Origin of the sequence: Enterobacter sp. JBIWA005 (assembly GCF_019968805.1) — a bacterium.
Lineage (GTDB): Bacteria > Pseudomonadota > Gammaproteobacteria > Enterobacterales > Enterobacteriaceae > Enterobacter > Enterobacter vonholyi.
Window position 1 is genome coordinate 1,459,052 of record NZ_CP074159.1, and the last position, 15,383, is coordinate 1,474,434.

Consider the following 15,383-nt stretch of genomic DNA (forward strand, 5'->3'; position numbering starts at 1 on the left):
ATAAACTTTAATAACTTTACCCTCGTTGGGTTTCTTTAACCGTTTTAGTGCGCTATTACTCATCGCTTCTTGCGACACGGTGATGTGACGTAATTTTTGAATGGACACTCGGGTGGCATTTATGACGCGTAAAATGACTTCTCTGCGCAGCCTTGCGACAGGCTCTGCGCTCCTTTTCCTGTTTGCACCAACTCTCTACGCAGCTGAGCAGGCTGCGCCCGAAGCGCCGCCTGTGGACGCGCGCGCCTGGATCCTGATGGATTATTCCAGCGGTAAAGTGCTGGCGGAAGGTAATGCAGATGAGAAACTCGATCCGGCAAGCCTGACCAAAATCATGACCAGCTATGTGGTCGGCCAGGCGTTAAAAGCGGGCAAGATCAAGCTGGACGATATGGTCACCATCGGGAAGGATGCCTGGGCGACCGGCAACCCGGCGCTGCGGGGCTCTTCGGTGATGTTCCTGAAGCCTGGGGATCAGGTCTCCGTTTCCGATCTGAACAAAGGGGTAATTATTCAGTCGGGAAATGATGCATGCATCGCGCTGGCCGATTATGTTGCCGGCAGCCAGGATTCTTTCATTGGCTTGATGAATGGCTATGCGCAGAAACTGGGCTTAACCAACACCACGTTCAAAACGGTTCACGGTCTGGATTCGCCGGGACAGTTCAGTACCGCGCGCGACATGGCGCTGCTGGGGAAAGCGCTGATCCACGACGTGCCGGATGAATACGCCATCCATAAAGAGAAAGAGTTTACCTTCAATAAAATCCGTCAGCCGAACCGCAACCGACTGTTGTGGAGCAGCAACGTTAACGTGGACGGAATGAAAACCGGCACCACGGCGGGCGCGGGCTATAACCTGGTGGCCTCCGCGACCCAGGGCGACATGCGCCTGATTTCGGTAGTGCTGGGCACCAAAACCGACCGTATTCGCTTTAATGAGTCAGAAAAACTGCTGACGTGGGGCTTCCGCTTCTATGAAACCGTGACGCCGATTAAACCGGATGCCACGTTCGTCAGCCAGCGCGTCTGGTTTGGTGACAAGAGCGAAGTGAACCTGGGCGCGGGTGAGGCGGGCTCGGTGACCATTCCGCGTGGTCAGCTGAAAAACCTGAAGGCCAGCTACACCCTGACCGACCCGCAGCTCACCGCGCCACTGAAAAAAGGTCAGGTAGTCGGGACGATTGATTTCCAGCTAAACGGTAAATCAATTGAACAGCGTCCGTTAATTGTAATGGAAGCGGTCGAAGAGGGCGGCTTCTTCAGCCGGATGTGGGATTTCGTGATGATGAAATTCCACGGGTGGTTCGGCAGCTGGTTCAGCTAAACCTGATGGGTTTTCTCCCTCTCCCTGTGGGAGAGGGCTGGGGTGAGGGCATCAGACCGCACCCCTCTTAATACATCAATTTCACCTGCTGCGCCTTCGCGTGGGCCACAATCTCGTCGTCCGGGCGGCAGTCGCTAACGATGGCGTCGAACTGCGCCAGCTCGCCCATTCTTGCCGAACGGACCTTACCAAACTTGCTGTGATCGACCACCAGCACATGGTACTGCGCGGCGCTTAATGCCCAGTGCTTCACCGGTAGCTCTTCCAGGTTAAAGCAGGTCGCGCCCTGGCGCACGTTGACGCCCGCCGCGGAATAAAACGCGATATCCGGGCAGAGATTGCTGAGCGTGTCCTGCAGGTTGAGCGGCTTAAAGATGGCGTTGCTGGCGTGAAACTCGCCGCCGCACAGGATCACCCGGCACTCGGGTTTCTCCTGAAGCGCCAGAAAGGTGTTCAGGGAGTAGCACACGGCAGTAAAAGGAATGCTGCTGTCGATGGCCTCGATAATCCACGGCGTGGTGGTGCCGCAGTCAAAAAATAGCGTCTGGTGCGGCTGTACCAGCGAGGCTGCAAGCCGGGCGGCTTTGCGTTTCTCTTCCACCAGGCGCGTCTTCTGGTCGCTGATCAGATAATGGCTGGCGCTACGCGGCTCAAGCACAATATACCCGCCCAGCAGCACGACGGGCGCGCTTTCGCTGTTAAGATCCCGACGAATGGTCATCTCTGAGACGCCGAGGAGGTTGGCGGCTTCCTTAAGATGCAGCTTATCGCTGCGCTTCAGCGCCTGTAGCAGCTGAGCAATGCGGTCATCGCGACGTGTTTCCATAGTTCCTCGGGATAAAAAAGTGAACCCCCGCAGGGCGGGGGTTCAAGTGTAACCTGTCAGGTTGGGGTTAGTCACGTATCCAGCCTTTGCGGATCGGGATAGCGAAAATGGCGCGATAGAGTGATGACAGCGTGCGGTAGAGCGCTTCACCAAAGAGGCTCCACAGGATAGCCGCGCTCACGCAGCCAATCAGCCCGACCAGGAAGCCGCCCACCATATCCAGCGGCCAGTGGACGCCCAGGTAAACGCGAGACCAGGCGATGGCCACGGCGACCACCATCAGCACCGCACCAGACCACAGGCGATGCCAGAACAGGAAGGCTAGCGCAAAGGTGAAGATCACCGTACCGTGATCGCTCGGGAACGAGTCATCCGGCGCATGATGCAGGAAGGTATAGCCGACGTGATCGACAAACGGACGATCGTGCGGGAACGCGTGGCCCAGAATGTAGCTCACCAGGACGCTTACGCCGAGAGCCATCGCCACTTTGATTACCAGCTTGCGCTGTGCTTTTACCTGGCTACGAGGCCCCCACAGCCAGAGAATGGCTGCCAGCGCGGGCACGATACCGATCAGGTCTTTTGCCAGAAAGGTGGCAAAGTCGATCATCCACTCGGGCGAGGCCGGTGTGGCGTTGATCAGATAAAACAGCTGATAATTCAGATTCTCTAGCATAGCGTTATCACTCTTTAGCAAACCGGGTGGAAATCAGCCCGTAGACCACCACCTGGGAAAACCAGACCCACCACCCGGCCCACAGGTTGTGAGAGAAAAAATGCGCCCCGCGCATGACCTGACCGAAGCCCATCGCCAGACCTAACACCACGCCCAGCGCGACGAAGAACCAGGCGAGACGCGGACGTTCGCGCCAGAAGGCAAAAAACAGCCCCATCACCATAAAGCCGCTGGAGGCATGACCACCGGGGAAACAGCGCCCCGGACCGCTGTCAGCAGGAATGGCGCTGAACAGGGGGTAGGACACGGCCTTCCCGCCATATTCCACCAGGTCCCACGGACAGCTGTGATGGCTCATGCTCTTCAGCAGGCCTACCACCAGCGCGCCAACGCCCATCAGCAGCGCTGCCGTAACCAGCCTTGCGTTACGCTTGTAGGCGCCGTAAAACAGCGCCACGGCGCCTGAGGCGATGGCAATGTACTTCGCCAGTCGGTGGTTGAGCAGATCCAGCAGGTGGTCTTTCTGCAGCGGAAAGCTCTGCGTCGCCGCGTCATACCAAAAGCCGGTAATCCATCTGTCGAGCGCTTCATTGCGCGATAGCCACGTAAATACCACGGCAAGGGCAATCAGTATGAAAAGCTGATAACCATAAAAGCGGGACGGTAAGCGGTAAAGGCGTTTTGTCTTATTTGTCTGTAACTTAGACAATTCTGAACGGCTGGAGGTAAGTGCCATGATTTGGGGTCGTTGACGAGTAATGGGGCTATCATAAAAGTGTCAACTTAAGGAAACCTTAAACGAAGACGATATGTGCTTTATTTCTGTTTATCCTCGATAAATCACTATCTCGGGCTGCGGCATTTCATTACACTCGTCGCGATTTTGTCATTATAAAGAGATTGCATGTTAAACCGTTCTTCTTCTGGTTCACGTCTGGGTCGTCAGGCGTTGCTTTTCCCTCTGTGTCTGGTGCTCTACGAATTTTCTACCTATATCGGCAACGATATGATCCAGCCCGGTATGCTGGCCGTGGTGGCGCAGTACAACGCCGGAATCGAGTGGGTACCGACCTCCATGACCGCCTATCTGGCCGGCGGCATGTTTTTGCAGTGGCTGTTAGGCCCGCTGTCGGATCGTATTGGCCGCCGTCCTGTGATGCTGACGGGCGTGGTGTGGTTTATCGTCACCTGTCTTGCCACGCTGCTGGCGCAAAACATTGAACAATTTACCCTGCTGCGCTTCCTGCAGGGGGTGAGCCTGTGCTTTATCGGCGCCGTGGGGTATGCCGCCATTCAGGAATCGTTTGAAGAGGCGGTGTGTATCAAAATTACCGCGCTGATGGCGAACGTGGCGCTGATTGCCCCATTACTCGGGCCGCTGGTGGGTGCCGCGTGGGTGCATATGGCGCCATGGGAAGGGATGTTTGTGCTGTTTGCCGTTCTCGCCGCCATCGCGTTCTTTGGTCTGCACCGGGCGATGCCGGAAACGGCCACCCGCATCGGCGAGAAACTCTCGCTGAAAGAGCTGGGTCGGGATTATAAAGAAGTGCTGAAGAATGGCCGCTTTGTGGCGGGCGCGCTGGCGACCGGGTTCGTTAGCCTGCCGCTGCTGGCGTGGATCGCCCAGTCTCCGGTTATTATCATCAGCGGCGAAAAGCTCAGCAGCTATGAGTATGGTCTGCTGCAGGTGCCGATCTTTGGCGCGCTGATTATCGGGAACCTGGTGCTGGCACGTTTGACGTCACGCCGCACCGTGCGTTCGCTAATTATCATGGGCGGCTGGCCGATTGCGGCAGGGTTGATTCTGGCGGCGGTGGCGACCGTCGCGTCATCACACGCTTATCTGTGGATGACGGCGGGACTGAGCATCTACGCCTTCGGGATTGGCGTGGCCAACGCCGGTCTGGTGCGCCTGACGCTGTTCGCCAGCGAGATGAGTAAAGGCACGGTCTCCGCGGCGATGGGGATGCTCCAGATGCTGATTTTTACCGTAGGTATCGAGGTGAGCAAGCATGCCTACGCGATGGGCGGCAACGGGCTGTTCAGCCTGTTTAACCTCGCCAACGGCGTGCTGTGGGTTGCCCTGATGGTGGTGTTCCTGAAAGACAAACGCGTTGGAAACGCCCTGCAACCTTAATCTTTTTTCCCTCTCCCCTTTGGGGAGAGGGCCAGGGTGAGGGGCGAGGCCGCCAGACCGCTCGCGGTCAATTAAACGGCGCCTCCCCATCCAGCACCTTATCAATCACATCCAACACGCCTTCATCGTTATTGTGCGGCGCTTCAAAACGCGCCGCCGCTTTGATATGCGGTCTGGCATTAGCCATCGCAAAGCTGAACCCGGACTGGCGCAGCATCTCCACGTCGTTGCCGCTGTCGCCGAAGGCCACCACTTCGCTATCGGCTATGCCCCAGCGCTTTTGCAGGATCCGCAGGCCGTTTGCTTTGTGCACGCCGGGGATGATCAGGTCGATACTGCCGTGACCGGTGGTGACGGGCACCATGATGTCACTCAGCTTTTCATGCAGCAGCGCCTGAATACGCGGAATTTCATCGTCAGACACGTTGAGCCCGAACTTGAAGAAAATATCGTTCAGGTTGTCGAAATCGCTGACCATTTCCAGACGGTGATAGTACTTCGCCGCGATACCCTTAAAGCCTTCGTCATAGCACTTCAGCGTGTAGGCGCTGCTCTTCCCGCAGGCGATAATCTCAATGCCGGGAACGTCGCTTAACACGTTCGCAACGGTCTCGAAATGGGCTTTCGACAGTTCACCGTTAAAGACGTCTTCACCCTCACTTACGACCCAGCCGCCGTTTTCGGCGACGAATGAAATTTCATGCGCAATCTCCGGGAAAAAGGAGATCAGCTGGTAGAACTGGTTGCCGCTGGCGACCACGAAGCGAATGCCTTGCGCCTTCATGCGGGCGTACTGCGCCAGAAAGCGCGGACGATTGTAGGTCTTGGCATCGCTGAGGAATGTGCCATCCATGTCGACGGCAATCAGTTTAACGCTCATATCCCTTCTCCAGTGTCGTTTGATTCGTTTCCGGCTTTGCCACCGCGCGCGCCACCAGCGCCGCGATGATGACCAACCCTAACACCACCAGCATGGCGCTGCGCAGCCCGTAGTGCTCGCCGAGGAAGCCAAGCAGCGGCGGCCCGACCAGGAAGGCGAGATAGCCCGTGGTTGCCACCACGCTGACGCGCGTCGGGGCATCCGGGCCGGTATCGCTGGCGGCTGAAATGGTAAGCGGAAAGCCGAGCGACGCGCCCAGTCCCCAGAGGATCACCGAGACCCCGGCAATCCAGTCCACATCGACAAATATGATCATCGCGATACCCAGGCCGCCCAGCAGGGCGCTGGCGCGCACCACCGCTACACGGCTGTAGCGGTCGATAAACCAGCCGCCGGTGAAGCGCCCGATGGTCATCCCCAGCGTAAACCCGGCGTAGATCAGCGAGCCGGAGGTCGGGCTAAAGCCGTGACCGTCTACCATCAGCAGCGGCAGCCAGTCGTTGGCGGACCCTTCGGCGAAGGCCATAGCCAGCACCACCACGCCGATCAGCATCAACTGGAAGTCGCGGTAGAAGGGCAGCCCTTTTTCGGCCGAGTGCTGTTCGTCAGCGGAGTTCTTACCTGTGCCGTCCGGGATCGCCCGGATGCCGGTCAGAATCGGAATGATACACACCAGCGCTGCCAGCAGGATATGCAGATTGGCGCTCACGCCAGTGGCCGTCAGCGCCATTCCCACGCCCGCACCGGCCAGCGTGCCGAGGCTGTAAAAACCGTGCATCATCGGCAGCACGGTTTTGTTCATCTCACGCTCGACAGCCGCTCCTTCAACGTTGATGGCAACTTCCGCCGAACCGAAGCTGCCGCCAAATACCGTCAGCCCCAGCGCAAACAGCACCGGTGAGGCAAACCACAGCGCGACGCTGAGCACGATCATCCCGAATACCGCGAAGCACATGGTGGTGCGGATCACCGCCCGCGTACCGAAGCGCTTCACCAGCCACGCGGAGCAGAGGATGCCGCTCATGGAGCCTATCGACAGGCCAAACAGCACGATACCCATCTCAGCTGTAGAGACGGACAAAATGTCGCGAATGGCGGGGGTGCGCGTGGCCCAGGAGGCCATCAGCAGACCGGGAATAAAGAAGAACATAAACAGCGCCCACATGCGGAGCTGCAGGGCTTTGCGGGAAGAGGTCAGCGTCATTGGGGTAGCACCAGAAGTACAACAATAGCGACAACACTAGCAAGTTTGTGTACATTTGTACACAAACCAGGTGAGGAAATGATGAGCAGACCACCCAACGATCCGCATCGCCGGGAGAAAATCCTGCAGGCGACCCTCGACACCATTGCTGAACACGGTATTCACGCCGTCACGCACCGGAAAATCGCCACCTGCGCGGGCGTGCCGCTGGGGTCGATGACCTACTATTTCGACGGTATGGAGCCGCTGCTGGAGGAGGCCTTCACGTGGTTTACCCGCCAGATGTCGCAGCAGTACCGGGATTTCTTCGCGGGCGTCACCGGGCCGGAAATGGCGTGCGAATCCATTACCACTCTGATCCACAGCTCGCAGGTGACGACGCCGCACAACATGGCGCTGATGTATCAGCTTTACGCTTTTATGCACCGCAGCGCGGCGCTCAAAACGGTGATGCAGGACTGGATGAAGATGAGCCAGACAACGCTCGAGCAGTGGTTCGACCCGGTCACCACCCGCGCGCTGGATGCCTTTATTGAAGGAATGACGCTGCACTACGTCACCGACCGGGCGCCGCTATCCCGCGAAGAGATCCGGGCGATGGTGGGGAGAATTGCGGGCGAGGGGAACCCTTAGGTATCGCTCGCCCTGCCATTTTTACCTGCGCTCGATTTTATTCCCGCTGGCGTCAACCACCGCTTCGCCATCTTCTTTCGTAAATGCCCCTTTCTGTGCGTCCGGCAGGATGTCGAGGACGACTTCAGACGGGCGGCACAGGCGAGTGCCCAGCGGCGTCACGACGATCGGACGGTTAATCAGGATCGGGTATTGCAGCATAAAATCGATAAGCTGGTCGTCGGTGAAGCTGTCTTCGGCCAGGCCGAGCTGTTCGTAGGGCTCCACGTTTTTACGCAGCAGATCCCGCACCGAGATCCCCATATCGGCAATCAGGGTTGTCAGCTTATCGCGCGACGGCGGGGTTTCCAGATAGAGGATAATCTCTGGCTCCGTGCCGCTGTTGCGGATCATCTCCAGCGTGTTGCGCGACGTGCCGCAGGCGGGGTTGTGGTAGATAGTGATGTGGCTCATATCAGTGGCTCATTACAGTGTGAAGGAGAGACGTAGCGCCAGCGCGGCGAGCGTCACAAACAGGACCGGCAGCGTCATAATGATGCCCGTCCGGAAATAGTAGCCCCAGCTAATCGTCATGTTTTTCTGCGCCAGCACGTGAAGCCAGAGCAGGGTGGCAAGGCTGCCGATAGGCGTGATTTTCGGCCCCAAATCGCAGCCAATCACGTTGGCGTAAATCATTGCTTCCTTGATCAGTCCTGTCGCCGTACTGCCCTCAATGGAGAGCGCGCCAATCAGCACCGTGGGCATATTGTTCATTATGGATGACAGAAACGCGGTGATGAACCCGGTTCCCAGCGTGGTGGCCCACAGCCCTTGCCCGGCCAGGTTATTCAGTACGCCTGAGAGATATTCCGTCAGCCCGGCATTGCGCAGGCCATACACCACCAGATACATCCCCAGCGAGAAGATCACGATCTGCCACGGTGCGCCGCGCAGCACTTTTCCGGTATTTATCGCATGTCCGCGTTTTGCAACGGCAAACAAAACCAGCGCGCCCGCAGTCGCAATGGCGCTGACCGGAATACCCAGCGGTTCTAGCACAAAGAAACCGACGAGAAGAAGGAGCAGCACGATCCAGCCCGTTCTGAAGGTCGGGAGGTCGTGAATGGCCCGCGCGGGCTCACGCAGTTTTGCCAGGTCATATTCCGGGGGAATTTCCTTGCGGAAGAACAGATGGAGCATGGCCAGCGTTGCGGCAATCGCGGCGACATCAACGGGAATCATCACCGAAGCGTATTCGCTGAACCCCAGCGTGAAGAAGTCTGCCGAGACGATGTTGACCAGGTTCGACACAATCAGCGGCAGGCTGGCGGTATCGGCGATAAAACCTGCCGCCATCACAAATGCCAGCGTAGCCTGCTTGCTGAATCCCAGCGCCAGCAGCATGGCGATAACGATAGGGGTTAGGATCAGAGCCGCACCGTCATTGGCAAACAGCGCCGCCACGGCTGCGCCCAGCAGCACGATATACGTAAACAGCAATCTTCCGCGGCCGTTCCCCCAGCGGGCAACGTGCAGTGCCGCCCACTCGAAAAAGCCGGACTCATCCAGCAGCAGGCTGATGATGATGACGGCGATAAACGTTGCCGTGGCGTTCCAGACGATATTCCACACAACCGGAATATCGTTTACGTGAATAACGCCGCTGGCGAGCGCCAGTACGGCACCAATAGTCGCGCTCCAGCCGATGCTGAGCCCTCTGGGCTGCCAGATGACCAGTACCAGCGTAAACAGAAAAATAGCCCCTGCCAGAAACATCCTTTACTCCATTATATCTGTTTTTGTGAATGTGTTTTGCTTAGCACAAGCCCGGAAGTCGGTTTTTCAGCTTCATGCGCGTCTCTTCCCGCAGGCAGTTCCAGCTGTTGTCGATAATCGTTGCCGCCCACGCGGGCATGTTGGGAGAGAGACGGTAATAAACCCACTTACCCTCACGACGGTCGATAACCAGCCCGGACTCGCGCAGCAGCGCCATATGGCGGGAGACCTTCGGCTGCGATTCGGCTGTTGCGGCGCAGAGATCGCAGACGCACAGCTCGCCCGCTTCGCGGAGCAGCATGGCGATGGCGAGCCGCGTTTCGTCAGAGAGGGTTTTGAAGAGCTGGAGCGGGTGGAGCATGAGGGTTCCTGTCGGCGTGGCTTTTATATGCGTTTAATCATATATGTTTTAATGGTTGGAGAAAAGGTGAAATTGAGTAAGGGGAATTTCAGGCAACAAAAAACCCATCAACCTTGAACCAAAACGGCGGGGTTGATGGGCTCCACAAATTGGGGACATCAAAGAAAAGCAGTGGCACTAGTTATGACTGCCCCCTGATAAAAAAGTTCTGCGCGTAACGAAAATAATTTCACCACGCGCAAACTTAGGAGTTATCCGAGTCCCGGCCAGATGATAATGATCAGCGTACCCGCCAGCGTAAGCAGTACGTTAGCGATAGCGTACGTGCCTGCATACCCCAGCGCCGGGATGTTGCTGCGCGCGGTATCGCTGATGATTTCCATCGCAGGCGCACAGGTACGCGCGCCCATCATTGCCCCGAAGAGCAGGGCGCGGTTCATGCGCAGCACGTAGGCGCCGAACAGGAAGCAGATCACCACCGGCACCAGGCTGACGATAAGTCCGGAAACCAACATTTGCCAGCCGACGGCGCCCAGGCTGTGGCCAATGCCGCTGCCCGCGCTTAGGCCCACGCCCGCCATAAAGACCATCAGACCGAACTCTTTCACCATGTTCAGCGCGCCCTGCGGAATGTAGCCGAAGGTAGGATGGTTCGCTCGCAGGAAGCCTAGCATGATCCCGGCGAACAGCAGCCCGGCGGCGTTACCGATGCCGAAGCTAAAGTTGCTGAACTGGAAGGTGATCATGCCGATCATCAGGCCAACGATAAAGAAAGCGCAGAAGGCCAGCAGGTCGGTGACCTGGCTGTGAATGGAGATAAAGCCGATGCGGTCGGCCACGGTTTTCACGCGTCGGGCGTCGCCGCTGACCTGCAGCACGTCGCCTTTGTTGAGCACCACGTTGTCGTCGATAGGCATCTCAATCTGGCTGCGGATCACGCGGTTGAGGAAGCAGCCGTGGTCCGTCAGCTTCAGCTGCGCCAGGCGGCGGCCAACGGCGTTATGGTTTTTCACCACGATCTCTTCGGTGACGATACGCATGTCGAGCAGGTCGCGGTCGAACACCTCTTTGCCGTTACGGAAGCTCGGGTCGAGACGGGCGTGGGCGTCCGGGTAACCCACCAGCGCGATGTCGTCGCCCATCTGCAGAACCGCGTCGCCGTCCGGGTTCGCCAGAATGCCGTTGCGGCGGATACGTTCGATATAGCAGCCCGTCTGGCGGTAAATCCCCAGTTCGCGCAGATTTTTGCCGTCTGCCCATGCCACCAGCTCTGGCCCGACGCGATAGGCGCGGATCACCGGGAGATAGACTTTACGTTTGGAATCGGTATCCAGACCGCGCTCGCGGGCGATTTGCTGGGCGCTGGTCTGTAGATCCTGGTGCTGCAGTTTTGGCAGATAGCGTGCGCCAACGATCAGGCTCACCAGACCAATCAGATAGGTCAGGGCATAGCCCAGGCTCAGGTGGTCGAGTGCGGCAGAAAGCTGTGCGCCGGCCATGCCGGAATGACGCAGGGTATCACCGGCACCCACGAGCACGGGAGTGGAGGTCATGGAGCCTGCCAGCATACCGGCCGTTAACCCGATATCCCAGCCAAACAGTTTACCCAGTCCTAACGCGATCAGCAGCGCGCTGCCGACCATCACCAGCGCCAGCATCAGATAATTTTTGCCGTCGCGGAAGAAAATTGAAAAAAAGTTCGGTCCCGCTTCCACGCCAACACAAAAAATAAACAGCATAAAACCTAAGTTAAGCGCGTCCGTGTTAATGCTGAAGTGCTGCTGACCTAATAATAAGGAGACGACTAAAACGCCAATGGAATTACCAAGTTGAACTGAACCCAGGCGCAATTTACCCAGGCAAAGGCCCAGCGCCAGTACCACAAATAATAACAGGATGTAATTCCCATTTAACAAGTCTGCGACGTTTATATTCACGGAGGCTAACTTCTTGTTTACCAGTAAGTTGTTGAATGAAAGGACTATTTGGGCTACTGTTTTCTGGGTCAGGGAAAGGCGTTAACGCTCCCTGTTTCCTGCTTTATTCCCTAAAACATTAGCTGGCGTGTAGTTTAATCGCATTAGCTACTGACAGCTACCTATTATCGCATCACCCTGTGCGTACTTTGGCAAGGATTGCCGCATTGCTTTATCTGACTGGGCGTCTACCCGACGAAGCTGTATTTGATAGAGATAAGTCAGGAGGATAGTTTGAACATTAAACGAAACTGGGCGGGGGTGATCAGCTGCTTTTTGCTGTTTACCTTCGTGTGCATGTCGCTCGCTTTTAATCTGAAAGGGGCATTCAGGGCTGCCGGACACCCGGAGCTGGGGCTGCTCTTTTTTACCCTGCCGGGAGCGGCAGCCAGTTTTCTTTCCCGTAAAGGGGAAGTGGTCAAGCCGCTAATTGGCGCCATGCTGGCGGCACCGCTGTGTCTGCTGCTGATGCGCATGCTGTATGTTTCAACGCGAAGTTTCTGGCAGGAGCTGGCGTGGTTGATGAGCGCCGTATTCTGGTGCGCCCTTGGCGCGCTCTGCTACTTATTTGTGCGCAGTCTGCTTCAACGCCGACGGCACCACAAATAAAAACGCCCTCTCGGTGAGGGCGTCCTTTCATTACTGGGCAGCAAACAGGCCCAGGTGCTCTTTGGCGTAAGCTTCGAAGTCGGTGCAGCCGCCGATGTGTTTCTGATCGAGGAAGATCTGCGGTACGGTTTCAACCGGCTTACCGACGGTTTTTTCGAGATCCGCTTTCGTGATGCCTTCCGCGTGGATATCCACGTAGCGGAAGTTGAAGTCATCGCGCTCTTCGGTCAGTTTCTCAGCCAGCTCTTTCGCGCGCACACAGTAAGGGCACCCTGGACGACCAAAAATTACTGCAAACATTTCTCTCTCCTCAAAAAACAAGCCTGGCGGCGAATGACACGTATAGTGCCCCATAACCTGTCGTCATTAAAGAAGGTTTCGCCTGTCGTTATAATATCTATGAGCTATGTTTCGCCAATTACACCGCGCATATCATTGCCTATACTGGCTGCCATACGTATTAAGCAAGACAAAGAGAGACAAGATGACGCCAACCATAGACCTGCTCCTTTCCCATCGTTCCATTCGCCACTTCACCGATGAGCCGATTACCGATGCGCAGCGCGAAGCGATTATTAACAGCGCAAGGGCGACTTCAAGTTCCAGCTTCCTGCAGTGCAGCTCCATTATCCGCATTACCGACCCGGCCATGCGTGAACAACTGGTGACGCTGACCGGCGGGCAGAAGCATGTGGCTCAGGCAGCCGAGTTCTGGGTATTCTGCGCCGACTTTAACCGCCACCTGCAGATCTGCCCTGAGGCCGAGCTCGGGCTGGCCGAACAGCTGCTGTTGGGCGTGGTGGATACCGCGCTGATGGCGCAAAACGCCTTTACTGCGGCGGAGTCGCTGGGATTAGGCGGCGTCTACATCGGAGGCCTGCGTAACAACATTCAAAGCGTGACCGACCTGCTGAAGCTGCCAAAACACGTGCTGCCGCTGTTTGGCCTGTGTCTCGGCTGGCCGGCGGATAACCCGGATCTGAAGCCGCGTATTCCCGCGGCGATGCTGGTGCACGAAAACCACTACCAGCCGGTCGATCAGGACGTCCTGAATCAATACGATGAAGAGCTGGCGAACTACTACCTGACGCGCGGCAGCAATAACCGTCGCGACACCTGGACTGACCATATTCGCCGCACCATCATTAAAGAAAATCGCCCGTTTATTCTTGATTATCTGCACAAACAGGGCTGGGCTACGCGATAGTCCATTTATCCTGCGCCTGCCTGCGTATATGATACGCAGGCTTTTTCCATGTCTTCAGAGAGGTGCAGGGTGAAAATTGCCATATTGTCCCGGGATGGAACGCTCTATTCATGTAAGCGTCTTCGGGAAGCGGCGGCGAAACGCGGACATCAGGTTGAGATCCTCGACCCGATGTCCTGCTATATGAACATTGACCCTGCCGCCTCGTCGATTCACTACAAAGGCCGCAAGCTGCCTCACTTTGATGCGGTGATCCCCCGCATCGGCTCCCAGATAACCTTTTACGGCACCGCTGCATTGCGCCAGTTCGAGATGCTGGGCAGCTATCCGCTCAACGAATCCGTCGCCATTTCACGCGCCCGCGACAAGCTGCGCTCGCTGCAGCTGCTCGCGCGCCAGGGGATCGATCTTCCCGTCACCGGGATTGCCCATTCACCGGACGACACCAGCGATCTGATCGACATGGTGGGCGGTGCCCCTTTGGTGATCAAGCTGGTGGAAGGCACACAGGGCATCGGCGTGGTGCTGGCGGAGACGCGTCAGGCAGCGGAGAGCGTGATTGACGCCTTCCGCGGGCTGAATGCCCATATTCTGGTGCAGGAGTACATTGAAGAGGCCAAAGGGCGCGACATCCGGTGTTTCGTGGTGGGAAACGAGGTGGTGGCGGCCATCGAGCGCCAGGCCAAAGAGGGCGATTTCCGCTCTAACCTTCACCGCGGCGGCATTGCCAGAATCGCCGATATCAGCGACCAGGAGCGGGAAATTGCCGTCAAAGCGGCGCAGACTTTGGGGCTGGACGTGGCAGGCGTAGACCTGCTACGGGCGACGCGAGGGCCACTGGTTATGGAAGTGAACGCCTCGCCGGGGCTTGAAGGCGTGGAAAAAACCACAGGGGTCGATATTGCGGGTAAAATGATCTTATGGATCGAGCGTCATGCGACGCCGGGCTACTGTCTGAAAACGGGTGGTTAAATGGATTACCGCGCGCTTTTTAAGTACCCTATGCGAAGTTTTTATTAAAGAGGCTGCAACGCGATGGATTTACAGGTCGTACCTACACTGGATACGTTACGTCAATGGCTTGATGATGCCGGAATTACGTTTTTCGAATGCGATTCCTGCCAGGCGCTGCATCTGCCTCATATGCAGAATTTCGACGGCATTTTCGATGCCAAAATCGATCTGATTAACGACGTGATCCTTTTCTCCGCGCTGGCCGAAGTGAAGCCCTCTGCGCTGCTGGCGCTGGCTTCCGATCTGTCAGCGATTAACGCCAGTTCTTTGACGGTGAAAGCATTTCTCGACATACAGGATGATAATCTGCCAAAACTGGTCGTTTGCCAGTCTTTATTCTCCGGTGCCGGGCTGTCGTTCAAGCAGTTCTCATGGTTTATGCGCCTGAGCGAAGAGCAAATTTCGATGGTCATGATGGAAGCCAATGCACACCATCTGCTGTATAGCGCGGAAGATGATGCAGAGAATAATGATGCATCTCCCAATTTTCTTCACTAAGCCTGTCTGACTTTTGCGCAGTCGCTGCCATAGCGGCTGCAGAAGGCCATTTTTTCTGCTGCTTTTAACCTTTCTTTAAAGAATTATTCACCTCCCTGAAGGCCGTTTCGGCTTATCACGTAGACTTAACCTGCATAAAAAATTGATAAAAGGCGTTTTTTCGTCTGGGCTATAGCCGGGGACACGGGCTACAGTTATTCTTGCGATGCTTCAAAAAGCGAGCGGAAGCTGCCGGGTAAAGAGGTTTCTTTTTATTTTGAGCAGAGCGACAAACTATGCA

General features: G+C 56.7%; 17 protein-coding genes. 7 read left to right on the forward strand and 10 right to left on the reverse strand.

Translation table 11 applies throughout. The features are described from left to right. The first annotated feature begins 121 nt into the window (after positions 1-121). Positions 122-1,327 carry a serine-type D-Ala-D-Ala carboxypeptidase gene (gene dacC / locus KGP22_RS06880; RefSeq protein WP_047653218.1) on the forward strand — a complete coding sequence of 402 codons (1,206 nt, stop codon included), beginning with the start codon at positions 122-124 and terminating at the stop codon, positions 1,325-1,327. 67 nt (positions 1,328-1,394) lie between these two features. Here the strand turns inward: dacC and deoR are convergent, their stop codons facing one another. The 3 genes from deoR to KGP22_RS06895 all read right to left on the reverse strand — a co-directional run bounded on the left by deoR (position 1,395) and on the right by KGP22_RS06895 (position 3,565). Further along, positions 1,395-2,153: a DNA-binding transcriptional repressor DeoR gene (gene deoR, locus KGP22_RS06885; RefSeq protein ID WP_008503427.1), complete on the reverse strand. Its 759-nt coding sequence runs from the start codon at positions 2,151-2,153 to the stop codon at positions 1,395-1,397. Positions 2,154-2,220: 67 nt separating this feature from the next. Then, complete coding sequence (gene ybjG / locus KGP22_RS06890; protein WP_111963866.1) at positions 2,221-2,829, reverse strand: undecaprenyl-diphosphate phosphatase; 609 nt, start codon at positions 2,827-2,829, stop codon at positions 2,221-2,223. Between the two features lie 7 nt (positions 2,830-2,836). Then, positions 2,837-3,565: a phosphatase PAP2 family protein gene (locus KGP22_RS06895; RefSeq protein WP_223581741.1), complete on the reverse strand. Its 729-nt coding sequence runs from the start codon at positions 3,563-3,565 to the stop codon at positions 2,837-2,839. 168 nt (positions 3,566-3,733) lie between these two features. Here KGP22_RS06895 and KGP22_RS06900 point away from each other — a divergent pair, with 168 nt between their 5' ends. Continuing rightward, complete coding sequence (locus KGP22_RS06900) at positions 3,734-4,966, forward strand: MFS transporter (RefSeq protein ID WP_111963868.1); 1,233 nt, start codon at positions 3,734-3,736, stop codon at positions 4,964-4,966. A 67-nt stretch (positions 4,967-5,033) separates the two neighbouring features. On the opposite strand, the gene KGP22_RS06905 is transcribed toward KGP22_RS06900, so the two are convergent. Together KGP22_RS06905 and KGP22_RS06910 are read right to left on the reverse strand one after the other, a co-directional pair. Next, on the reverse strand, positions 5,034-5,846 hold the full coding sequence (locus KGP22_RS06905; protein ID WP_111963869.1) for a Cof-type HAD-IIB family hydrolase: 813 nt from the start codon (positions 5,844-5,846) through the stop codon (positions 5,034-5,036). After that, entirely contained in the window at positions 5,836-7,050 is a 1,215-nt protein-coding gene (locus tag KGP22_RS06910) for an MFS transporter (RefSeq protein ID WP_149366234.1), read from the reverse strand. Before KGP22_RS06910 ends, KGP22_RS06905 begins: the two co-directional genes overlap by 11 nt. Positions 7,051-7,131: 81 nt before the next feature. Between KGP22_RS06910 and KGP22_RS06915 the strand changes: the two genes are divergently transcribed. Next, positions 7,132-7,683 carry a TetR family transcriptional regulator gene (locus tag KGP22_RS06915; RefSeq protein ID WP_111963929.1) on the forward strand — a complete coding sequence of 184 codons (552 nt, stop codon included), beginning with the start codon at positions 7,132-7,134 and terminating at the stop codon, positions 7,681-7,683. 21 nt (positions 7,684-7,704) lie between these two features. Here the strand turns inward: KGP22_RS06915 and arsC are convergent, their stop codons facing one another. The 4 genes from arsC to KGP22_RS06935 all read right to left on the reverse strand — a co-directional run bounded on the left by arsC (position 7,705) and on the right by KGP22_RS06935 (position 11,736). Then, entirely contained in the window at positions 7,705-8,136 is a 432-nt protein-coding gene (gene arsC / locus KGP22_RS06920; RefSeq protein WP_111963871.1) for a glutaredoxin-dependent arsenate reductase, read from the reverse strand. 12 nt (positions 8,137-8,148) lie between these two features. Further along, positions 8,149-9,438: an arsenic transporter gene (locus KGP22_RS06925; protein WP_149366236.1), complete on the reverse strand. Its 1,290-nt coding sequence runs from the start codon at positions 9,436-9,438 to the stop codon at positions 8,149-8,151. Positions 9,439-9,478: 40 nt separating this feature from the next. Beyond that, positions 9,479-9,799 (reverse strand): metalloregulator ArsR/SmtB family transcription factor, encoded by a 321-nt coding sequence (locus KGP22_RS06930; protein WP_111963873.1) that lies wholly within the window; start codon positions 9,797-9,799, stop codon positions 9,479-9,481. A gap of 251 nt (positions 9,800-10,050) precedes the next feature. Continuing rightward, complete coding sequence (locus KGP22_RS06935) at positions 10,051-11,736, reverse strand: aspartate:alanine antiporter (RefSeq protein WP_111963874.1); 1,686 nt, start codon at positions 11,734-11,736, stop codon at positions 10,051-10,053. Positions 11,737-12,009: 273 nt separating this feature from the next. Between KGP22_RS06935 and KGP22_RS06940 the strand changes: the two genes are divergently transcribed. Further along, complete coding sequence (locus KGP22_RS06940) at positions 12,010-12,384, forward strand: inner membrane protein YbjM (RefSeq protein WP_223581743.1); 375 nt, start codon at positions 12,010-12,012, stop codon at positions 12,382-12,384. A gap of 30 nt (positions 12,385-12,414) precedes the next feature. On the opposite strand, the gene KGP22_RS06945 is transcribed toward KGP22_RS06940, so the two are convergent. Further along, positions 12,415-12,684 carry a GrxA family glutaredoxin gene (locus tag KGP22_RS06945; protein WP_006809455.1) on the reverse strand — a complete coding sequence of 90 codons (270 nt, stop codon included), beginning with the start codon at positions 12,682-12,684 and terminating at the stop codon, positions 12,415-12,417. Between the two features lie 184 nt (positions 12,685-12,868). Between KGP22_RS06945 and nfsA the strand changes: the two genes are divergently transcribed. From nfsA to KGP22_RS06960, 3 genes are all read left to right on the forward strand, one after another. After that, entirely contained in the window at positions 12,869-13,591 is a 723-nt protein-coding gene (gene nfsA / locus KGP22_RS06950; RefSeq protein ID WP_111963876.1) for a nitroreductase NfsA, read from the forward strand. Between the two features lie 69 nt (positions 13,592-13,660). Next, positions 13,661-14,563, forward strand: a complete 903-nt coding sequence (gene rimK, locus KGP22_RS06955; RefSeq protein ID WP_111963877.1) for a 30S ribosomal protein S6--L-glutamate ligase — start codon at positions 13,661-13,663, stop codon at positions 14,561-14,563. A gap of 63 nt (positions 14,564-14,626) precedes the next feature. After that, positions 14,627-15,103, forward strand: a complete 477-nt coding sequence (locus KGP22_RS06960) for a YbjN domain-containing protein (protein WP_014169308.1) — start codon at positions 14,627-14,629, stop codon at positions 15,101-15,103. Positions 15,104-15,383: the final 280 nt, after the last annotated feature.

Bases quoted from the DNA above. Each gene is read 5' to 3' on its own strand.
- KGP22_RS06910 (WP_149366234.1), bottom strand. From the start codon at position 7,050: ATGACGCTGACCTCTTCCCGCAAAGCCCTGCAGCTCCGCATGTGGGCG.
- nfsA (WP_111963876.1), top strand. From the start codon at position 12,869: ATGACGCCAACCATAGACCTGCTCCTTTCCCATCGTTCCATTCGCCAC.
- KGP22_RS06925 (WP_149366236.1), bottom strand. From the start codon at position 9,438: ATGTTTCTGGCAGGGGCTATTTTTCTGTTTACGCTGGTACTGGTCATC.
- ybjG (WP_111963866.1), bottom strand. From the start codon at position 2,829: ATGCTAGAGAATCTGAATTATCAGCTGTTTTATCTGATCAACGCCACA.
- KGP22_RS06960 (WP_014169308.1), top strand. From the start codon at position 14,627: ATGGATTTACAGGTCGTACCTACACTGGATACGTTACGTCAATGGCTT.
- arsC (WP_111963871.1), bottom strand. From the start codon at position 8,136: ATGAGCCACATCACTATCTACCACAACCCCGCCTGCGGCACGTCGCGC.
- KGP22_RS06905 (WP_111963869.1), bottom strand. From the start codon at position 5,846: ATGAGCGTTAAACTGATTGCCGTCGACATGGATGGCACATTCCTCAGC.
- KGP22_RS06945 (WP_006809455.1), bottom strand. From the start codon at position 12,684: ATGTTTGCAGTAATTTTTGGTCGTCCAGGGTGCCCTTACTGTGTGCGC.
- KGP22_RS06900 (WP_111963868.1), top strand. From the start codon at position 3,734: ATGTTAAACCGTTCTTCTTCTGGTTCACGTCTGGGTCGTCAGGCGTTG.
- deoR (WP_008503427.1), bottom strand. From the start codon at position 2,153: ATGGAAACACGTCGCGATGACCGCATTGCTCAGCTGCTACAGGCGCTG.
- KGP22_RS06895 (WP_223581741.1), bottom strand. From the start codon at position 3,565: ATGGCACTTACCTCCAGCCGTTCAGAATTGTCTAAGTTACAGACAAAT.
- KGP22_RS06915 (WP_111963929.1), top strand. From the start codon at position 7,132: ATGAGCAGACCACCCAACGATCCGCATCGCCGGGAGAAAATCCTGCAG.
- KGP22_RS06930 (WP_111963873.1), bottom strand. From the start codon at position 9,799: ATGCTCCACCCGCTCCAGCTCTTCAAAACCCTCTCTGACGAAACGCGG.
- dacC (WP_047653218.1), top strand. From the start codon at position 122: ATGACGCGTAAAATGACTTCTCTGCGCAGCCTTGCGACAGGCTCTGCG.